An 18,580-nucleotide genomic window follows, 5' to 3' on the forward strand; every position below is an offset into this window, starting at 1 on the left:
TAAAGAAAGGTGCATTGCGGCGGTGCTTCCAGTTTCGATGCCCAGGTGAGCTCGTGTCGCGGTGGATGATCTGAAAAAAGATCTTTTTGTAAAATATGATCCGTATTTGGGTCATTCTGCTCGACTTGGTTCGAGGCCTTGAGATATGTAAACATTTCTAAATGAGCAGGATGAAGCAGCGGGGTATCGAATGAGGTCGGAATCGGAGGCTCTTCAGGCGATAGGGCGGTTACTCAGGACGTCGCGCAAGACTTTAGGCCTCACCCAAGAGCAGGTTGCGGATATGGCGGGTCTATCGCGTCCGCGGTACCGCGAGATTGAGGCCGGAGCCAGCGCTGCCCGCACGACCACACTGATCAACATTGGGCGTGCGCTTGGTCTGGAACTGATGCTCATCCCGCAGGCCATGGTCCCAGCAGTTGAAGCTTTGCTGCAGCCAGATGGCGCCGAAGATGATCTTCCTGCTTTCGTCGCCAGCCCCGATGGTGATGGCGATGTCTGATGCGCCTCTTGATCCAAGATCTGTAACCTCACTTGACGTACTGCTGAATGACCTGAAGGTCGGCATGATCGTGAGGACGCCGGGAGACTTCAACGCGTTCAGCTTTGAGGAGAGCTATCGACAGACGGGTGGTTTCCCAGTGCTCAGTTTGTCATTTCGCGCCGCACATGGGGGTTTGCGGAAGGACCCGAAGCCTGTCGCGAGAGCTTTGCCACCGTTCTTTGCAAACCTTCTTCCAGAGGATAAACTGCGCGAGGCGATGGAGAAGCACCATTCAGGCAGCGTGCGAGCAGGAAATGATTTCGATTTGCTTGCGGCACTTGGATCGGATCTTCCAGGGGCTGTCCGTATCGTGCCGAGCGAAGGCAGCGTTGTTCGTAATGAGGGGTTGACAACCCCCAGACCGAAGGCCCGGTTTTCGCTCGCTGGTGTGCAGATGAAACTTTCCGTCATCAAGAACACAGGCAAGGGCGGCGGTCTGACCATCCCCTTAGGCGACGGGCAGGGTTCCTATATCGCCAAATTTCCATCGACATCATTTCCCGGTGTCTCGGAAAACGAATTTGCAAATCTTGCATTGGCCGAAGCGGTAGGTATGGACGTGCCGGAACGCGAGCTTGTAGAACAATCGCAGTTCGAGGATATCCCGGAGGAGTTTGAGACATTGTCCGACGGCAAAGTCCTCCTCGTCAAACGTTTCGATCGCATTGCCGGTGGTGAGCGCGTCCATATCGAAGATTTCGCTCAGGTATTCGGCGTCTATCCGTCTCGAAAATATGAGGGGGCCGCCTATCATGATATCGCTGCGGCTCTTGGGGTCGCCGTTTCTTCAGCGGCAGCCCTTGAGTTCGTGCGACGACTGGCTTTGGCTGTGCTGACAGGAAATGGCGACATGCACCTCAAGAATTGGTCGCTGATTTATCATGGGAAGGGCGACAAGCCTGCACTCGCCCCAGTCTATGACGTGCTCTCGACCGTCCCATACATTCCGTCGGACGCCATGGCACTGTCGCTGGCCGGTGACAGGCCGTTCAAGGCAATGAATGCCCAGCGATGGAAAGTCTTCGCTCATCGTGCGCGACTGCCGGAAGCTGCTGTGCTGAAGGCTGTTATGGATACGGTGGAGCGCGTCAACCAGTCTTGGTGGTCTTTGCCTGAACGAGCTGTTCTACCCGATAAAGTGTTGGCCCGGGTTGATGCCCACATCAAGCTGATGTTGCCGGTCCTCGGCACGTGCGCCGACTAGCGATTGGTGTTTTTCCGTAAGGTGTTAGCAGTTTCGTGGCCGACCAGTACCGACCGGGTTGCTGGTTCGAATATCGTCAAGGCGCATCCTTTACGGCCTAGACGTCATCCACACGCCGACTAGAGTTATCACCAGCCCGCTCAGCATCATCAACGTCAGAGGCTCCGAAAACAGCATCCATGCCCACAGCATTGTAACTGGCGGGCTGAGGTAGATGGCCGCGCTGACCTTTGCTGCTGGGAAGAGCCGAAGGCTGGTGTAATACACCGAGTAGGCTAGGAACGTCGCGATCAGCACCAGCCAGGCCATGGCGAGCGCGAATTTCTGCGTGAGAGGAGGCACAAGGCTGCCTTGCATGGACGCGCAAAGCCCGAACAGAACCGCGCCCGTCAGCATTTGGACACAGAGACTTTGATGGACCGGCATGCCGCTCGTCGAGTTCCTCCTGTTCACAACAGAGGCGAGAGCGAGGATCAACATTGATCCAACCGTGAGAATATAGGCCCAGGCCGGAGCGGTGCCTATACCGAGGCTGTCAAAGGATACGATCAACACACCTGAGACTGCGATTGCGGTCCCTTGCCACTGTCGTGTCGTCAAGCGCTCACCGAGGACGGGTTGCGAGAGGGCAGCAACAGCAAGCGGAAGGAGGTCGGCGATGAGTGCTACCAAACCGGTTGGCACTTTCTGCTCTATGGCGAGCGCGAAACCGCCCAGGTACAGAAAAACCGCCATGAACCCGAGCAACGCTTGATACCTGACTGCAGCTAGCGACATTCTGGGACCAAAGGCCAGCGCGAACGGAAGTAAGACCAGTCCGGCCAGCAGGGTGCGCCAGAAGAGCAGCAGCATGACGCTTGCCTCCTCATTCGCATATCGGATCCCCACGAACCCGGAGCTCCAGCCAACGATCAGAAGGGTGGCCAATAGCGGCCACGAACAAAGGCGGTGATGTTGGCCCTTAATGCTTTCGAAAAAATTCATTGTGCCTCGTACATGCAGCTACGTTCCAGGATTAACGAGCCGACATCGCAATGCCGCATGACAAATGTCGATGATGCCATGACATTCGTTCTGTATCTGTCATACTGTTAGGATCGCCCTGCAACACTGACGCGGATGTCAGGATGATCGAGATCAACAGTCGCCGTTTGGAAATTGACGCACTGCGGGCAATGCGCGCGATCAAGCACCACGGCGGAATCACCAGGGCAGCGGCTGCCTTAGGACTTTCGCAATCGGCCGTCAGCCACAAGATTCGGCGACTTGAGCTGAATCTTGACTGCGAGTTGCTCTCGCGCCGAACAGGCGGCCCAGTTTTCACCACAGCTGGTCAAGAGCTCCTGGACTATGCGAACAAGATACTAGACCTGCACGACGAGGCTTTGCGGAGTCTCGCGAAGACGCCACTCGCTGGCCGACTGCTGCTGGGTTTTACTGAGGATACGGCTTGCAGCGACCTTGCACGCGTACTTGGACGCTTCAAAAAACTGCACCCGCATGTGGCTGTTAAGACGAAGGTTCGTATGAGTCTTGTCCTCCGCGGCATGCTGGAGCGAGCCGAGTTGGACGCCGCGATAGTTCAGATTTTTGATCATGAAGTGAGGCCGACGGATGTTGTTCTCTACAATGAAGCTCTTCGCTGGGTAAGCCATCCCGAGCTAGAGCTGCGACGCGAAGAGCCAGTCCCGTTCTTGTCCTTCGATGAGGACTGCTTTTATCGGAAGTGGGCGCTTGATGTAGGGCGGGATGATGTCGTTCTGGAAACGGTTTTTGAGTGCTCCAGCTCGGCGGGTATTGTCTCTGCGGTCAATGCCGGGATGGGAGTCGCATTGTTGAGCGATCGTCATATCAGGCGCGACATGCGCCTCATTACCGATCGCTTACCCGCGCCCCCTTCGCTTGCCTATGTTGTACGGCGGGCACGGAAGGCGCGGAACCCGGCTCTTGATAGCCTCGTCGCTGAAATACAAGCCGAGGTTGGGCGTCACGGAGGACTGGCGTTGATTGGCTAAGTTCGACTGGGTTCGGCTTGATGCCACCATCGTTGCCAACGCCGCTCATATAGTCCCAGTGCCGAGAGGCAGGCGCCACCCGAATGTGGGCCGGGCCCTATGACCCAGCCCGTGCCGCGATCAGAATTGTCGTCGATGGGACCAGAGAATAAGTGGCGACGCGGGTAACAAGCGACCCATTGCTGTGCCCTCTATGTATTCCCCCATCGACGAACGATCTAGCTCCTACATCGTCGCCATCAGGTTCTCATCTCACCATGCCAGCTTCACCATCGGAATAGTTCACCGGCATCCAGTCGAAGTGTTCGCCTTCTTTGAGGACATTGCCGATCCCCGGAAAGGCGATGTGCGCGCCGGCGACGAGATAGCCTTCCGCGCCGGCTTCGACGAAGGCTTCGCGCCGAGATCGCACCGCGCCTGAACGATCCACGTCGAACTCGATGGTCACCTCAGGCTGCTCGAACTGAACGATATCGCCGTGGGTGATGTCGCCCCAAAACACCAGTTTCTTGCCGCCGCTTTCAACCACGATCGAGCTGTGGCCCGGAGTATGGCCAGGCCGCAGGATCGATTGGAAACCCGAAACCACCTCCTCATCATCCTGGAACACTTCAACCCGACCCCGCTCAAGATACGGCCGAAGGCACTCCTCCGCCTCCTTAAACAGTTGCTGGTTCAAGCCTTCCGGTCGCGCCTCCGCCGGGGTTTTCAGCCAGAATTCAAGTTCACGCGCGGGAACATGCAGGGTTGCGTTTTCAAAGACGAGCTTCCCGTCCCGAACCAGGCCACCGGAATGATCCGTGTGGACATGGGTCAAAATGACATGATCAATCTCAGAGGCCTTGTAGCCGGACGCTTCCAGGTTGGCGAATAGATGCCCGGCCTCCGCGCCTAAGTAGCTACCACTACCGGCATCTATGAGGACGAGACGCTGACCGTCATTGACGAGGAAGGCGTTGACCGACGTGTCAGTCGGAATGTCACGGTAAGCTGCGCGCAGCAGTCGAGCGGCTTGCTCTGCAGTCACGTCACGATACATTTCTGGAAGAGGGAGCGGCAATGTGCCATCGGAGAGTGCCGTGATTTCCAGATCGCCCAGAGCCATCCTGTAGAAACCGGGCGACTGAAAGTGTTGCTTGGGGGCAGCCGCGAAAGTAAGGGAAGGGGCTCCCGAAATGGCCGCGACCGTGGCTAACATGGACGCCCCCTTGAGGACGTTTCGTCGTGTTACGCTATTCATGATAAATCCTTCATCCATTGTCACCGAGCAGCACCAATTCGATGCGCGCGGCGATTACGGGATGAAAGTAAGTGGTGGTCGTTCGGGCGATTAGGCACCGAACCTTGATCGCGCTGTCAGCGATTTGATTACAATAAGGGATCGAGCAGTGAGACTGCTCAGGTCAGCTGCAGCACGTTTTCGAGGTTCTCACTCAGATAGTCGATGAAGGACCGGACCTTGAGAGGCTGGACGCGTCCACCGGCCCTGACGGCATACAATATGGCACTGGGTCCGGACCATTCAGGGAGAATACGGACGACGTCGCCGGTTTCCACCGCTTGATGGGCGAGGTGGGGATTGGTGAGCTGTATGCCCTGTCCTCGGATCAGAAATTCGAACAAGGCCTCCGGGTCTGTTGCGACAACCGCCGGGTTGATCGGGAAATCCATTACCTCACTCTGCCTTGTCAAAGGCCATGAGTGCTGAGGCTTCCCGTAAAACAATTGCGTCACCAGGCAGGCATGGTCTTTCAGCTGCGACGGATGTTGTGGGACTCCGTGCTGCTGAAGGTATTGCCTCGACGCGTAAAGGCCTGTCTGAACGTTGGCCAAGCGACGGGCGGCGAGGTTGGAATCGGGCATGGGGCCGTTCCACAAGCGGCAGGCGACATCGATATCCTCCTGCACGATGTTCTTGACGTCGTGGTCGAGAAGCAGTTGCAGTTTGACCTCTGGATAGGCTTCTCGAAACCCGACCATGAGCGGGGCGAGGGCCTTGGTGACTAGCCAGTGCGGCGCCGTCACCCTCAACCACCCAGAGGGTTTGCCATGCACCTGCTCGACCGCGCTCTCCGCGTCACCGATAAGCCGCGCGAGATCGCGACAACGATCAAAATAGATCGATCCCGCCTCCGTCAGACGTATGTTGCGGGTGGTTCTGTGAAGGAGCTTCACCCCCAGCCTCTGCTCCAGGTCCTGCACCTTCTTGCTGATCCGCGCCTTCGATGTTCTGAAGCTCTCCGCTGCAGCGGTGAAGCTTCCCCGCTCGACGACTTCAACGAAGGCTAGCGTGTCGCTCATGTCTCGAAGCATCTATGTCGTTCCTCAGGCGGCCGGATTGTCGCACACACCTCACCGGATGCCATAGCGAGGTAGGCGAGACACATGCGCTTCAACTCATCGCGTATGGAAGTCTGCTCCGAAGGTGGCAGGTTGCGCTCGAAAACATTCCTGACCGTTCCGAAGATGACGGAGAGAAGCGTGAGGTTGACGAGATCGATGTTTTCGTAGCGAGCATCAGGAGCGCTCAGCAGCATCGCCCTCGTCGCTACATCCATACGCTTGGCGAAAGCATCAATCAGCGCCTCATTATCCAGTTCTACCGCAGAGCTGTAGAGTGCGCGCGTGACATCGCTACGCTCCGTCTTTGCTTCCCAGTAAGTGGTAATAAGCGCCTCGACCATCTCGTCGGTCGACCGAGCATGGTGTGTACGGCAGGTCATCTCCACGCGCTCCGCCAATTTGTCGAGATAGCGTTCGTTGAGCGCGTAGAGCAAGGACTTCTTGTGGGGAAAGTACTGGTACATCGTACCGACCGAAACGCCGGCGCGCTCAGCCACACGCGTGGTGGTCAGCCGGTGCGTTCCCTCCGTAATCAAAACCTGAATAGTCGCCTCGAAAATAGCGTCGATCGTAGTGGCGGAGCGGGCCTGACGCGGCTGTTTCCGGGCCTTGAGGTGGCGAGGGGGAGGCACATCCATATGCGAATCCAAAATCCGAACTATCCTTCATATATTTACCGTTGCATCCTTCCCAAATGCAAAGGTGAATGAATGACAGATACAAAGAAAATCGCGCTCGTCACAGGCGCTAACAAGGGCATCGGCTTGGAGATCGCAAAGCAATTGGCGGAGGCCGGTGTCACTGTAATCATGGGCGCCCGCAGCTATGCCCGCGGCGACACGGCTGCGAAGGAACTGACCCAGGCCGGATTGGCTGTGGAAGCCATCGAGCTGGATCTTAATCGCGAGGAGACAGTCCGAGTTGCAGCTGCAGCCATCTCGGCCCGCCACGGCAGGCTCGATATTCTTGTCAACAATGCCGGTGTCGTCGACGCTGAGGACGGGCCGCCTTCGGTTGCAACGGTCGGTGCGGCCAGACGGTTGATGGAGACGAACTTTCTCGGGACGCTGGCCGTTACACAGGCCATGTTACCGCTCTTGCACAAGTCGAGCGCTGGCCGGATCGTCAATCTGGCGACGACGCTTGGCTCGCTCACGGTGAATGGTGATCCTACTTCTCCGTACTACGAGGCACGCCTGATTGGCTACAACGCCTCGAAGGCGGCGTTGAATATGCTTACGGTGCAACTGGCCGCCGAACTCAAGGGCACCTCCATCATCGTGAACTCGGTCGCGCCAGGCTATGTTAGGACGGACCTGACGGGAGGCAATGGCTACATGACACCGGAAGAGGGGGCCCGCCTTCCGGTCCAATATGCTTTGCTCGACGACAATGCGGTTTCTGGCCGATTTGTTGCCCCCGAGGGCTCTGTCGGTTGGTAGCGTCACGTTATCCGGCCGGCCTATGCCGGCCCTTTCCGACATCTCTGTCGCGCGACCGCGAACCACGCCTTTGCCCGGGCATCAATAGCGGGCGTCAGTGAAACGGATTATCGGCGAAGGCACCAAGTCCCAAGGAAACACATGGTAGAGACAGTCGCAACCTCCGATCATCCTGATCCCGGTCCTCTATCGCCAGAGGATGATGGGGATTTTCCGCCGGGCGCAGATGCACCTATGCTGGACCGAACTGTCCCCGATCGCACGTCACCGCGTGGGCTGGAGCAGTTCATAGCAGGCCGAACCTTGTTGAGCGGAGACGGTCTGGCCTGGAGTGATCTGTTCGTACAAGTCTACTCACGCCATCAGAACCAGGAGCCGTTTCTGGTCCCGGCAGTGGCCGAGCCGCTCGTGGTCTGGGTTATGTCGGGTGAGGCCATCGTCGAAGAGCGAGATCTCGATGGAGAGTGGCAGACTGCCCGTGTTAACGTTGGCGATTTCTTTTTGACCCGAGCAGACCGGCCTTATGAGATGCGATGGCGCGCTCTCGGATCTGATCCGTTTCAGGTGATGCACCTCTACATTTCTGTCCCTCTGTTCGAGCGGGTGGCAGGCGATGTTCTTGGCTGCGACACTCTTCCACGATTGCGCGATGTGTCGGGAGGTCAGGATCCACGGCTCGCACATTTCCTGGCTCTCATTCACCACGAGCTCACGGCGCAAGGTAGGGGGAGCCAGTTGTATGTCGAAGGGCTAGCCCAGTGTCTTGCTGTTCATCTAATACGAAACTACGCCTCTAACGGCGGCGATGATGATCGGCAACCCGCATTGCCCGGCTACAAGCTGAGAAGGGCGATCGCTCATCTGGAAGAACACTTGGCCGAACCGTTCAATCTGGCGGAGCTTGCGGAAAAGGCTGGGATGAGCCCTTTCCACTTCAGCCGCTTGTTCAAGAAAGCGACAGGGCTGTCACCTTCTCGCCACTTCATCCGTCAACGGATGGCGCGCGCCCAGCAACTTCTACAAGAGACAGATCTCAGCATCATCCGAGTAGGCATTGCTGTCGGATACACCAGCCCGAGCCATTTCTCGCAAGTCTTCAGACGGGAGACGGGACTTTTGCCCAGCCACTATCGCAAGACGTGAAAACTGAACGCCGCATATCCGGGGTCGTCTTCCGGTGTACTCACACATCAAGGTTCTGGCGGTATCAGGACACGCGTTTGTTTCTCCCACCGCCAGGATGTGTGCCCCAGCAATCGGGTCCCGCCCCACCAGCGATTAACGCCATGCGTCTCGACGAAATCAATTTCGCCCGCGATGATCTTGTGCCCGTCAGCCGTCAATCGAAGGTGGCTTTCGACATACGTGTCCCAGGCGTCGACATCATCAAAAAAGTCTGTCGCCCTCAAGCGTCCAGACAGCCCGGCAATGAGTGGCGAAACGCCTGACGCGAGCGTTGTAATGAGGTCAACGACCAAAGGTAAACTAAGCAGATGCAATGGGTCGCTGGCGAAGGCCCTGGCAACCTCGCCGACGGTACATCCTTCATCGGCGACAGTCTTCAGTACCAGGCGCTCGGACGAGCCAAGGCCCGTTTCGACGCTCGGCAGATCATCAAGAAGCGCTTCTCTTGTCTGGGTCATAAAGGGAAAATGGGACAGCTCGTCTAAACTTAGGCCAAGCCATGCATGGGGCGTGGAAGCTGAGTAGGCCAACCATATTGCGGCGGCTGCGGTCAGATGCTGATTTTCAACCGACATCGGCGTCACCACCGAACTGGTCTGCGTCTGAGGGGGCTGTTGTCCCCACGGCGTTATGCCCTGGAAGATCAACAGTTTTGTGTGGCCGACGTCCGCCGCAAGGGCACGGCTCAATAGATAGACCATCAGCAGTTGGCTATTGGGGTCGGGGTCTATGTACAGTTCCACCTGATCGGCGTCACGCAAGTGCTGCAAGATCTGTTCCACCGCCGGATGGATGGATGGAAAGGCTTGTTGTTTGTCGCTGTCGCCGAGATCCAATTCAATGACAGGAGACCTGATGAAACTGCTGCGCAGGGGTATGATTTGTGACCTCGTTGATACCTGGCTCGCCTTCAAATAGCCGGCGGCTGCCTCGTCGCAGGTCACGCACAATCGATTTCGCATTCAAGAACCTCAATATTTGTCATGAGCACCGGAGCAAGTGCCGCTGTAGTCTCACTGCCTCAGGTGCAATCTTGACGCCATTTGACGAGAGAGCGCATTGGCGTCTTCGGGCCGAAAGGTGTCGCGGCGGCATCGTTGTTGCCGGCCTCTAGAAGAGTGGAGATACGAATGCGGAATGATCTGATCAACCAGCAGGTTATCGTGAGGAACTATCGCATTGCCGCCGGGACTCATGGCAGCGGTGAACCCATGGTTCTGCTCCATGGAACCCCATCTTCATCGCATATCTGGCGGAACGTCACGCCACTCCTCATTAAGGCCGGGTTCAAGATCCACGTTTTCGATCTCCTTGGCTTCGGTCTTTCTGAACGCCCGCAAGCAGGAAATGTGGACACGTCCATGTCCGGGCAGGTGCCAATTCTCGAAGAGATGCTGGAGTACTGGGGCCTTGAAAGTTTTCACTTGGTGGCGCACGACATTGGCGGGGGAATAGCGCAAAGATTCGGCATTTCTAGTCCCGATCGATTGAAGACGCTAACGATGATCGACGTCGTCAGCTTCGACAGCTACCCGTCACGGAGGACCAAGCAGCAAATGCAAAATGGGCTTGAGGCGCTGATGAAAGCGCCCGAGGCCACCCATCGGGCGCATTTCCGGGACTGGCTGCTTAGCGCTGTATACGAAAAACACAGGTTCGAAGAAGGCCCGCTTGAGACGTATCTGGATTATATTTCGGGCCCGATAGGGCAGCCGAGCCTGTTTGAGCACCAGGTCAAGCACTACGACCCGGTCCATACGTTGGAGGTTGCTGATAGGCTTGGTGAGCTGGAAAACCTCCCTGTGCAACTGATCTGGGGCGCCAATGACGAGTGGCAGGTCCCAGAGTGGGGGCAAAAGCTTCATGATGCAATCCCTGGGTCAATCCTGACCATCTTGGAAAATTGTGGTCATTTCTCGCCGGAGGATCAGCCGGAGAAAATTGCGGAGCTGGTTTCGCAATTCGTCCAGTCTACTTCGGGCAGGTGATGTGAGGCCATATCGCGCGACATGTCGCGGCCTCTTCTTTAGGCCTTAGGCCGATAACCTGCTGTCCCGGCTGCTGCTCTGTCAATTTCAGCAAAAGCCCAACACACGAAGCAAGATCGCGCGAGACGAGCCGCTATCGGCTCCTAGCTTCTTCCCTTTCGACGACGGCGGTTTACGGACCGCCGAGTTAAAGGAGAGAGAAAATGCATTCACGTACCGCCATCTTCCCGCGCGATCGCCACGCCCTCTATCAAGCGCACGGCTACTCGGCAGCCATCGCCTCCGGTGACCTTCTATTCGTTTCTGGCCAGGTTGGAAGCCGGTCCGACGGATCACCAGAGCCCGACTTCGCGGCGCAGGTCCGACTGGCCTTTGCAAACCTCGAAACCACCCTCTCGGCTGGAGGTTGTAGCTTCGATGATGTTGTCGACGTGACGACCTTTCACACGGACCCCGAAAACCAGTTCAACGTAATCATGGCTGTAAAAAACGAGATATTCCCGGACCCTCCATATCCGAGCTGGACTGCCATCGGCGTCAACTGGCTGGCCGGGTTTGATTTCGAGATCAAGGTCATCGCACGGCTGCCCGGCCAAGGCTGAAGCTCGCCTGGCCTCGCCAAGATGTGGGCTGAGGATCGTGAGCATCGCGCCACCATGTGCGCGCAGATCGCGACTTTTGAGCAAGAGCCCGACAGGCCAAGCAAGACTCCGAAAGAAGCCCACCCAGCGGAGCCTACATCCCAGATTGTCAACACGACAAACCGCTTCTACGCGGCTTCCCAAGAAAAGGAGTGAAGACAATGAGCAAGTTGAATGGAAAAATCGCACTCGTGACCGGCGCCTCCAGTGGCATTGGCGCCGCAACGGCTGTCAAGCTTGCTGAAGCTGGTGCTAAAGTTGGCATCGCTGCGCGTCGGACCGATAAGCTGGAGGAACTGAAGGCAAAGATCGATGCCGCGGGCGGTGAAGCCCTGGTACTCGAAATGGACGTCGTCGATCAGGCGTCGATCGATGCTGCAGTGAAGAAGCTGATCGACGCGCATGGCGCGATCGACATTCTCGTCAATAACGCGGGACTCATGCCCCTTTCAGATATCGACCAGTTCAAGGTCGATGAATGGCACCGCATGGTAGACGTCAATGTAAAGGGTCTCTTCAACACCACTGCAGCTGTCCTGCCTCAGATGATCAGGCAGCATTCCGGGCACGTCTTCAACATGTCCTCGATTGCGGGTCGCAAGGTGTTCAAGGGATTGTCTGTCTACTGCGCCACCAAACACGCAGTCGCCTCCTTCTCCGATGGTCTGCGCATGGAGGTAGGTCCGAAGCACAACATCCGCGTCACCTGTATCCAGCCGGGGGCAGTCGCCACGGAACTTTATGATCACATTACGGATCCTGGCTACCGCCAGCAGATGGACGAGTTGTCCACGCAGATGACCTTCCTCCAGGGCGAAGATATCGGCGATACGATCGTCTTTGCTGCGCAGGCTCCAGCCCATGTGGATGTGGCGGAACTCTTCGTCCTGCCCGTCGAACAGGGATGGTAAAGAACCACCCTCTGGCCCCTGTCTGTGCACAGGGGCCTTTTAAGGGAGATACAAAATGAAGGAATTACCCGCATCGCAGGCTTATCGCCTGCTCGAACCCGGTCCAATCGTTATGGTGTCGACGCACGATGACGGCAAATCTAATGTCATGACGATGGGTTTCCATATGATGATCCAGCATGATCCAGCATTGATCGGCTGTGTGATTGGTCCCTGGGACTACAGCTATCGCGCCCTCCGCAAGACAGGTGAATGTGTGATCGCCATTCCCGGCCTGGATCTGGCAGAGACGGTCGTCGATGTCGGAAACTGCTCGGGCGATCAGGTCGACAAATTCGAACGATTTGGCCTCAAGACGAGACCTGCATCAGATGTCGCCGCGCCATTGTTGAGCGATTGCCTCGCCAATATTGAGTGCCGCGTCTTCGACGAGCGGCTGTCTGAGCCATACAATCTCTTTATCCTCGAGGCGAAGCGGATCTGGCTCGATGAGAGCCGGAAAGAGCGTCGAACCCTGCATCATAGGGGGGATGGGACCTTCGTCGTCGACAATGGCACCCTCGACCTCAAGGCGCGGATGGTGAAGTGGCGCCACCTTCCTTGAAGTAGGAGGGAATGACATCCCCACACGCCCTCGGGAGTTTACCGTGAGAGCCAACAGTAAGAAAGGAGCACGTCATGACGAATGTGCAGGATAAGATCGTCCTTATTACCGGTGCCAGCAGCGGTATCGGCCAGGAAACGGCTCGGGTGCTAGCCAGCGCTGGTGCCACAGTCGTTCTTGGTGCGCGGCGCACTGATCGTCTCGAAGAGCTTTCTAATGATATCATCGCAGCCGGCGGCAAGGCCATTTACAAAGACCTTGACGTCACCTCCCGCGACAGCTTTGAGAGTTTCGCCGCCTCGGCCCTAAAGGCTTTTGGACGGATCGATGTCATCATCAACAATGCGGGGATCATGCCGCTTTCGCCCATGGCGTCGTTGAAGGTCGCAGAATGGGATCGGATGATCGACGTCAATATCAAAGGCGTGCTGTATGGCATCGCGGCCGTGCTGCCGGTGATGAATGAGCAGGGATCGGGCCAGATCATCAATGTCTCCTCGATTGGCGGACTTGCCGTGTCCCCGACCGCCGCCGTTTACTGCGCCACCAAATACGCAGTTCGGGCAATCTCAGATGGATTGCGCCAGGAGAACGAAAAGCTCCGTGTCACCTGCGTTTATCCCGGTGTTGTGGAGTCCGAGCTGGCTGACAGCATTACAGATCCGGTGGCAGCCGAAGCCATGAATAGCTATCGCCAAATAGCATTGAAGCCCGCCGCAATCGCCAAGGCAATCCTTCATGTCATCAGCCAACCTGACGATGTCGACACCAGCGAAATCGTTGTTCGTCCCACGGCAAGTGTATGACATCACCCACCGATTGATTGGGTCCGCTTCGACAATCCACTGCGGACCCAGTCTGATGAGCAAAAGAAGATGAGCGCCGTGACTTGTTTATGGGGATGGACGCGGTTTATCTGTGTTGCCCATTGGTTTTGGCTCTGCCTGTGAGGGCATGAGTTGATCCAAGGTTACTTGGCCAAACCTGTCGAGGAGCAGCTTTTCGGCTCGAAGCATCGTTTCTGCGAGTGCGAGGTTGACATTCTGCTCAATCAGACAGGAGGGGTGGCGGTTGCGAGAACCGATGGCAAAGAGGTTCGGCTGTTCAAGTGCGTCGTAGACGGAGAGCAGAGTAATCTGTTCAATGGGTCGCGCTAACTGCCAGCCGCCGCCATGCCCTTTGCCGGATTTGACGTGACCTGCCCGCCGCAGGCCTGCCATGGTTCTGCGAAACACGGCCGGATTTGTGCCCATGCTCCGAGCCAGCACCTCCGAGGTGACCGGCTCATTCACCTTTGCCATATGCAACAGCACATGTAGCACATCTGACAGCCTCGTGTCCTTGTTCACTAGTCCCTCCGGTTGATGAGGTGCTTAATCCGCTGCAAGTCATGTAGCATCGCTTGATACAAAAAGCCAAATCGTGTTACGTAGCTCCAACTGATACATGAAGAGGTTGTCATGAGTGGTGACGCCAACCCATTTCTCAATCCCGCGGCAGTGGCCGACTATGCCGCAGAGACGCCGCGTAAGGTGCCCGGGCTTGCAGACCTTCACAAAATGGCAGCGCTGCTAATTGCCGAACAGGCACTTGGGGCGGCGAATGTTCTCGTTGTGGGCGCTGGCGGCGGTTTGGAAATCAGAGGCATGGCTGAGATCCGGCCGCACTGGCGGTTTACCGGTGTTGATCCGTCTCCCGCTATGCTGGACATCGCCCGCCAAACCACATCGCGTTTCGCGAAGCGGACGCACCTAGTTTGCGGAACGGCGGTGGATGCACCCGCCGGTCCTTTCGATGGGGCAGTGTGCCTCCTGACCCTGCATTTCTTAGCTTTGCGGGAGCGGCTGGAGACGCTCCAGGAGATCCGCAGGCGACTTAAACCGGGCGGTGTTTTCGTTGCCGCACATCACACAGAAATCGATGGACAAGCGCAAACTTGGTTGGCGCGGTCTGCGACATTTGCCGCAGGCTTGGGTTTACTGCCTGCCCAAGCCGCCGCCTCCGCCCGAGCGATGGCCGAGCGACTGCCGCTGCTTTCGCCCCATCAGGAAGAAGCTTGCTTCCGCGAAGCGGGCTTCCGGAAACCTAGTTTGTTCTACGCTGCTCTTTCGTTTCGTGGCTGGGTCATGGTCGCCTGATGTTCCACGTAGCGCCCTTAGAGCAAGGAACAGTAAGCCGTGATCGAAATCCTCAATTTCTCCTTTGGGCCTTATCCCCAACGGGTCAACATTTACTTGGCAGAGAAGCAGCCTCGGGGTGTGGCCGTAAAGCTCTATGCGGAGCCGGATAGGCTCACTAACTCACCCCCGCCAGAGATCAGGTCCCTCAATCCCATGGGATCGTTCCCAATGTTGAGGGATGCCGATGGCACCGTGATTGGGCAATCACTGGCGATCCTCGACTACATTGAAGACAAGATACCCCGTCCGAATCTGCGCGGGAACACACCAGCTGCACGGGCAAAGGTCAACCAACTCGTTCAGATGTTCGATGAGGCCCTGACTTTCTTCGGCCTTTGGGCTCGCCACGGAAGTGCACTCGGGGAAGGCGCGGCACGCTCCAGCCACGAAGTTGCGGAAATCTGCGCTGAGCGGTATTTTGAGCAGTTGCGGCTCATCGAAACGTTGATTGGTGATGAACCGTTTATCGCCGGTCAGCACGTTACGCTAGCGGACTGCGTCGCGATGGCTACGCTGCAATACGCGAGAGATTTCTACGATGTGCCGATCCCTCTGGAGTGCGCTAAGCTACAGATGTGGTTCGATAGCTTCATCCAGCGCCCCAGCGCCAAGCGGCCAACCTATCCTGAGCAGCAGCGAAGCAAAGCATTTGGCTTGATGAAGCAGACAGGATTTTGCCTATGACGTTAAATTCAATTCTGACGCTTGGCGAGATGGTCTGAACGATCGGGCGCTAGTTCGATCCCTTTCAAGAGCTGAAAGGCCGTCGCCCGCGCCGTTGGCGACACTCGCGGATGGCGATGGCCTACTCTTCAGCTTCACGCCAAGAAAAGCCCGACCTTCTGGAGCTCTTTTCAGCTTCTCGCCTACGAAACAATCGCGGCGATAGCGGGGACGTGTTCCATGCCCAACACGGTCGATTCATATTCGACTGAGGGCGGGGAAGTTGGGAGAACATTCCTCGCCACGACGCCCCGCTCAGCACTGTATCGGACGCCGGATGATCCTCCTTACTCCCTCCTCTTGGCCATACGGCAAAGCCCGCCGCGCGCAGCCTTTTTCTTGTCCCTTAGCACAAGAAGGCCGCCCGGAGGCGGCGTCTTGTTGATCTCGTTGTGCTGGCGGAGCTGCTAGAACTTCTGCCAGTCGTCTGCAACAGCAGCAGTCGCCGCTCCGCCACGTCCGCTGAAGGCTTTTGCAATCTTACCGACCATGGAGCGTGGAGCAGAAACCACAGGTGCCTGGTTGGTAGCAGGTCTGGCGGGTGCTGCTCTGTTGGTAGCGGTCGTGTAGCCTGCTGCCGTGCCGAGCTGGAACTGCGACACCAGCTCACGCAGCTTTCCTGCTTCATTGGCAAGTGTAGCACCGGCAGCACAGCTCACCTGGAGTCGTCATTGCAGCGAGCATCCACGCAATCGAACGAACACCGCGCTTCATTTGCGGCCGCCTAAATTTAGCCAATTCTCTTTTAGTTTCTGTATATGGCAGCGCCCGCCACGAAAAAGAGAGCAGTCGAGTTAAAGCCGCCGCGCGCGAATGCCTCGTCCATGAGTTCGAAGGCAACCGCCGAAATCAGACTTCTTAGCCGAGTGCCATCACGATGCGATCACGCGCTGAGGCAGTTTAGTGAAGAACGCGATTGCCGCGCCGACAACGAGAGCGGAGACGCCAAGCCGTCGTCGCCGAGCGGCTTGTAAATAGACTGGCATCGCGTGTTTGCTCCCGCCGCTGTTGAGGACGCCTCGTCTAGGTAGTCCACAAGCGAGGTCGCGCCATAGCGAGCAGCGTTTGACATAAATGGGATGGCGATGAAGAGGCATTGCCTCCATGCAAATACGGGGCGACAGACACAAGCGGGTATCCGAAAGAGGAACAGCGCAACTTACCAGGTCGCGCTGTCGGTCGGCATCAATGATGCGAGGGCATAGCGGCGGCTTCCGCAGGGAACATGGCCTTCATCTGCGCGATTTCAGCTTCCTGATCTGCGATAATGTGCTCCGCCAGCTGACGCAGCTTCGGATCGCTTCCGCTTTCGAGATAGGTACGTGCCATGTCGATCGCGGCCTGGTGGTGCGGCACCATCAGGGCAACGAAGTCGCGGCTTACGTCGCCTGAGACACTTACGCGGCTGGTGGCTTCGTGCATGGCGTTCATCTGCTCCATCATGGCAGCTGCCGCTCCTGCGCCCGGTGCGCTGCTTGTCCCGGCGTCGCCATGATAGTGCTCGTTTCCGCGCCAGAACGCGCCGGGGGCGGCTCCGATGGTTTTGGCCGGAGCCATGGTTTCAGCTCGTAGCAGCGCTGCAATCTGGCCGCTGGCGCGGTCGTAGATCACATTGTGCAACCCCGCGTAGGATATCATGGTGATGGCGAGCGCGGCAGCCAGTCCGGCGGGTACCATGATGGTGGCAGCACGGCCTTTAGGCGCAACCTCAAGCGCATTAGCGCGCTGAGGATCGGCGACCACGATCAGCAGCGACGCCAAGATTGTCGCGTGGCCAATCATGTCGACCCGGCCGAACGGATAGACTGCCGCGAACATCAGCGCGAAGAGAGCGAATGCCGACAGCCGGCGGACCAGCGGTGTCCAGAGTAAGCCGAAACCTAAAGTGAACTCGGCAACGCCCGACATCGTCGTATAGGGGCCGAATGGGATGCCGAAGGCCAGGAACGGCTTCTCCTCGAGGAGCGGCATGAACCACTGGGGGTACATGAACTTTTCCATGCTAGACCAGGTCAAGGCGAGGGCGATTCCCCACCTCAACACGCCGAAGCGACGGTCATGCCACTTGCCGTCTGGCAAGCCCGAAAGGAGAAGGTAGCCGGCGAGGCCAAGTCCGAGCGCCAGATAGTCGAACAGGTGGAACAGGTCGTAGTCGCGCAGCGTGAAAAGCCACAGGACGACGATCGCAACCGCCGCGATCGGTCGGGTGCGGCGCATGGGGATCAGGGCCGCTATCACGATCTGAGCCCAAGGAACCAGTTCCGACTGCGTTTTCAGGTCCGGCGTGAGGTAGGTCCCGCCGACGGCGAACAGCGACACGAAGAACGCCGCCAGCACGCTGAGCAGGAAGTGGTCGGCGTGCGTACGCAGCCCCGAGGTGGCAGCGTCCAGGCTCTTGAGCGCGAGCAAGCCCGGCTGCCTGCGCTCCAGGAGCGTTGTGGCCAGGAAGAAGCCGAGCACAAGTAGCAGGCCCAGCCAGAAGTACGGTAGGGAGAGGGTAGTCAGGATCGGGACCGGCTTGGCCGCGACCTCATAGGCTTCGAACCACTTCACATGAGCTGATGCGCCTGACGGCACCAACGTGCCCGCTGTCGCCAGCAGGAAGCTTCCCGCTGCGAACAGATTAGCTCTGCGCCTTCCTTGGAATTGATACATATCGTTGTCCTTCATTGCAACGTCTCACTGCGGTGCTTTCCGGGGAGCCTGTACTCCCGACGAGCAAGGAGCCCGCGGCGCTTCAAAGGCGTCCGATCTTGTCCAGATACAGATTGATCCGCTCACCACCACGGGCTCGTGATCC

20 protein-coding genes are annotated in these 18,580 nt (G+C 57.6%); 12 read left to right on the forward strand and 8 right to left on the reverse strand.

Annotated elements, in window-relative coordinates; genetic code table 11:
• Positions 1 to 190 precede the first annotated feature (190 nt).
• Together QTJ18_RS00435 and QTJ18_RS00440 are read left to right on the forward strand one after the other, a co-directional pair.
• Positions 191 to 502, forward strand: coding sequence for a helix-turn-helix domain-containing protein (locus QTJ18_RS00435; protein WP_252755144.1), 312 nt, complete (start codon positions 191 to 193; stop codon positions 500 to 502).
• On the forward strand, positions 495 to 1,748 hold the full coding sequence (locus QTJ18_RS00440) for a type II toxin-antitoxin system HipA family toxin (RefSeq protein WP_252755175.1): 1,254 nt from the start codon (positions 495 to 497) through the stop codon (positions 1,746 to 1,748). The genes QTJ18_RS00435 and QTJ18_RS00440 overlap by 8 nt, the downstream gene beginning before the upstream one ends.
• A 90-nt stretch (positions 1,749 to 1,838) precedes the next feature.
• Here the strand turns inward: QTJ18_RS00440 and QTJ18_RS00445 are convergent, their stop codons facing one another.
• The gene (locus QTJ18_RS00445) at positions 1,839 to 2,732 is read right to left on the reverse strand and encodes a DMT family transporter (protein ID WP_252755143.1); all 894 of its coding nucleotides are present in this window, start codon (positions 2,730 to 2,732) and stop codon (positions 1,839 to 1,841) included.
• A gap of 143 nt (positions 2,733 to 2,875) precedes the next feature.
• Here QTJ18_RS00445 and QTJ18_RS00450 point away from each other — a divergent pair, with 143 nt between their 5' ends.
• Positions 2,876 to 3,763 (forward strand): LysR family transcriptional regulator, encoded by an 888-nt coding sequence (locus tag QTJ18_RS00450; RefSeq protein ID WP_252755142.1) that lies wholly within the window; start codon positions 2,876 to 2,878, stop codon positions 3,761 to 3,763.
• 247 nt (positions 3,764 to 4,010) lie between these two features.
• On the opposite strand, the gene QTJ18_RS00455 is transcribed toward QTJ18_RS00450, so the two are convergent.
• The 3 genes from QTJ18_RS00455 to QTJ18_RS00465 form a co-directional block, all read right to left on the reverse strand.
• Positions 4,011 to 4,961 (reverse strand): MBL fold metallo-hydrolase, encoded by a 951-nt coding sequence (locus QTJ18_RS00455; RefSeq protein WP_252755141.1) that lies wholly within the window; start codon positions 4,959 to 4,961, stop codon positions 4,011 to 4,013.
• A gap of 200 nt (positions 4,962 to 5,161) precedes the next feature.
• Positions 5,162 to 6,064, reverse strand: a complete 903-nt coding sequence (locus QTJ18_RS00460; protein WP_223565049.1) for a LysR family transcriptional regulator — start codon at positions 6,062 to 6,064, stop codon at positions 5,162 to 5,164.
• Positions 6,061 to 6,756, reverse strand: coding sequence for a TetR/AcrR family transcriptional regulator (locus QTJ18_RS00465; protein WP_252755140.1), 696 nt, complete (start codon positions 6,754 to 6,756; stop codon positions 6,061 to 6,063). The genes QTJ18_RS00460 and QTJ18_RS00465 overlap by 4 nt, the downstream gene beginning before the upstream one ends.
• Before the next feature lie 60 nt (positions 6,757 to 6,816).
• Between QTJ18_RS00465 and QTJ18_RS00470 the strand changes: the two genes are divergently transcribed.
• Positions 6,817 to 7,548, forward strand: coding sequence for an SDR family oxidoreductase (locus QTJ18_RS00470; RefSeq protein ID WP_252755139.1), 732 nt, complete (start codon positions 6,817 to 6,819; stop codon positions 7,546 to 7,548).
• 234 nt (positions 7,549 to 7,782) lie between these two features.
• Entirely contained in the window at positions 7,783 to 8,691 is a 909-nt protein-coding gene (locus QTJ18_RS00475; protein WP_252755174.1) for a helix-turn-helix domain-containing protein, read from the forward strand.
• Positions 8,692 to 8,738: 47 nt separating this feature from the next.
• On the opposite strand, the gene QTJ18_RS00480 is transcribed toward QTJ18_RS00475, so the two are convergent.
• Positions 8,739 to 9,695, reverse strand: coding sequence for a hypothetical protein (locus QTJ18_RS00480; protein ID WP_301557740.1), 957 nt, complete (start codon positions 9,693 to 9,695; stop codon positions 8,739 to 8,741).
• Between the two features lie 168 nt (positions 9,696 to 9,863).
• Between QTJ18_RS00480 and QTJ18_RS00485 the strand changes: the two genes are divergently transcribed.
• The 5 genes from QTJ18_RS00485 to QTJ18_RS00505 all read left to right on the forward strand — a co-directional run bounded on the left by QTJ18_RS00485 (position 9,864) and on the right by QTJ18_RS00505 (position 13,683).
• Positions 9,864 to 10,721, forward strand: coding sequence for an alpha/beta fold hydrolase (locus QTJ18_RS00485; RefSeq protein WP_252755137.1), 858 nt, complete (start codon positions 9,864 to 9,866; stop codon positions 10,719 to 10,721).
• A gap of 203 nt (positions 10,722 to 10,924) precedes the next feature.
• On the forward strand, positions 10,925 to 11,323 hold the full coding sequence (locus QTJ18_RS00490; RefSeq protein WP_252755136.1) for a RidA family protein: 399 nt from the start codon (positions 10,925 to 10,927) through the stop codon (positions 11,321 to 11,323).
• A gap of 200 nt (positions 11,324 to 11,523) precedes the next feature.
• Positions 11,524 to 12,273, forward strand: a complete 750-nt coding sequence (locus tag QTJ18_RS00495; RefSeq protein WP_252755135.1) for an SDR family oxidoreductase — start codon at positions 11,524 to 11,526, stop codon at positions 12,271 to 12,273.
• Positions 12,274 to 12,328: 55 nt separating this feature from the next.
• Complete coding sequence (locus tag QTJ18_RS00500) at positions 12,329 to 12,877, forward strand: flavin reductase family protein (protein ID WP_252755134.1); 549 nt, start codon at positions 12,329 to 12,331, stop codon at positions 12,875 to 12,877.
• A gap of 74 nt (positions 12,878 to 12,951) precedes the next feature.
• Entirely contained in the window at positions 12,952 to 13,683 is a 732-nt protein-coding gene (locus QTJ18_RS00505) for an SDR family oxidoreductase (RefSeq protein ID WP_252755133.1), read from the forward strand.
• An 87-nt stretch (positions 13,684 to 13,770) separates the two neighbouring features.
• Here QTJ18_RS00505 and QTJ18_RS00510 read toward each other — a convergent pair whose 3' ends face one another.
• Positions 13,771 to 14,226, reverse strand: coding sequence for an Rrf2 family transcriptional regulator (locus tag QTJ18_RS00510; RefSeq protein WP_112967577.1), 456 nt, complete (start codon positions 14,224 to 14,226; stop codon positions 13,771 to 13,773).
• A gap of 111 nt (positions 14,227 to 14,337) precedes the next feature.
• On the opposite strand from QTJ18_RS00510, the gene QTJ18_RS00515 reads away from it, so the two are divergent.
• Entirely contained in the window at positions 14,338 to 15,015 is a 678-nt protein-coding gene (locus QTJ18_RS00515; RefSeq protein WP_252755132.1) for a class I SAM-dependent methyltransferase, read from the forward strand.
• A 39-nt stretch (positions 15,016 to 15,054) separates the two neighbouring features.
• Positions 15,055 to 15,741 (forward strand): glutathione S-transferase family protein, encoded by a 687-nt coding sequence (locus QTJ18_RS00520; RefSeq protein WP_252755131.1) that lies wholly within the window; start codon positions 15,055 to 15,057, stop codon positions 15,739 to 15,741.
• A 182-nt stretch (positions 15,742 to 15,923) separates the two neighbouring features.
• On the opposite strand, the gene QTJ18_RS00525 is transcribed toward QTJ18_RS00520, so the two are convergent.
• Both QTJ18_RS00525 and QTJ18_RS00530 read right to left on the reverse strand, forming a co-directional pair.
• The gene (locus tag QTJ18_RS00525; protein WP_252755130.1) at positions 15,924 to 16,025 is read right to left on the reverse strand and encodes a hypothetical protein; all 102 of its coding nucleotides are present in this window, start codon (positions 16,023 to 16,025) and stop codon (positions 15,924 to 15,926) included.
• A gap of 940 nt (positions 16,026 to 16,965) precedes the next feature.
• Entirely contained in the window at positions 16,966 to 18,450 is a 1,485-nt protein-coding gene (locus QTJ18_RS00530; RefSeq protein ID WP_244484682.1) for a DUF305 domain-containing protein, read from the reverse strand.
• Positions 18,451 to 18,580 lie beyond the last annotated feature (130 nt).

Origin of the sequence: Rhizobium sp. SSA_523, assembly GCF_030435705.1 — a bacterium.
GTDB lineage: Bacteria > Pseudomonadota > Alphaproteobacteria > Rhizobiales > Rhizobiaceae > Neorhizobium.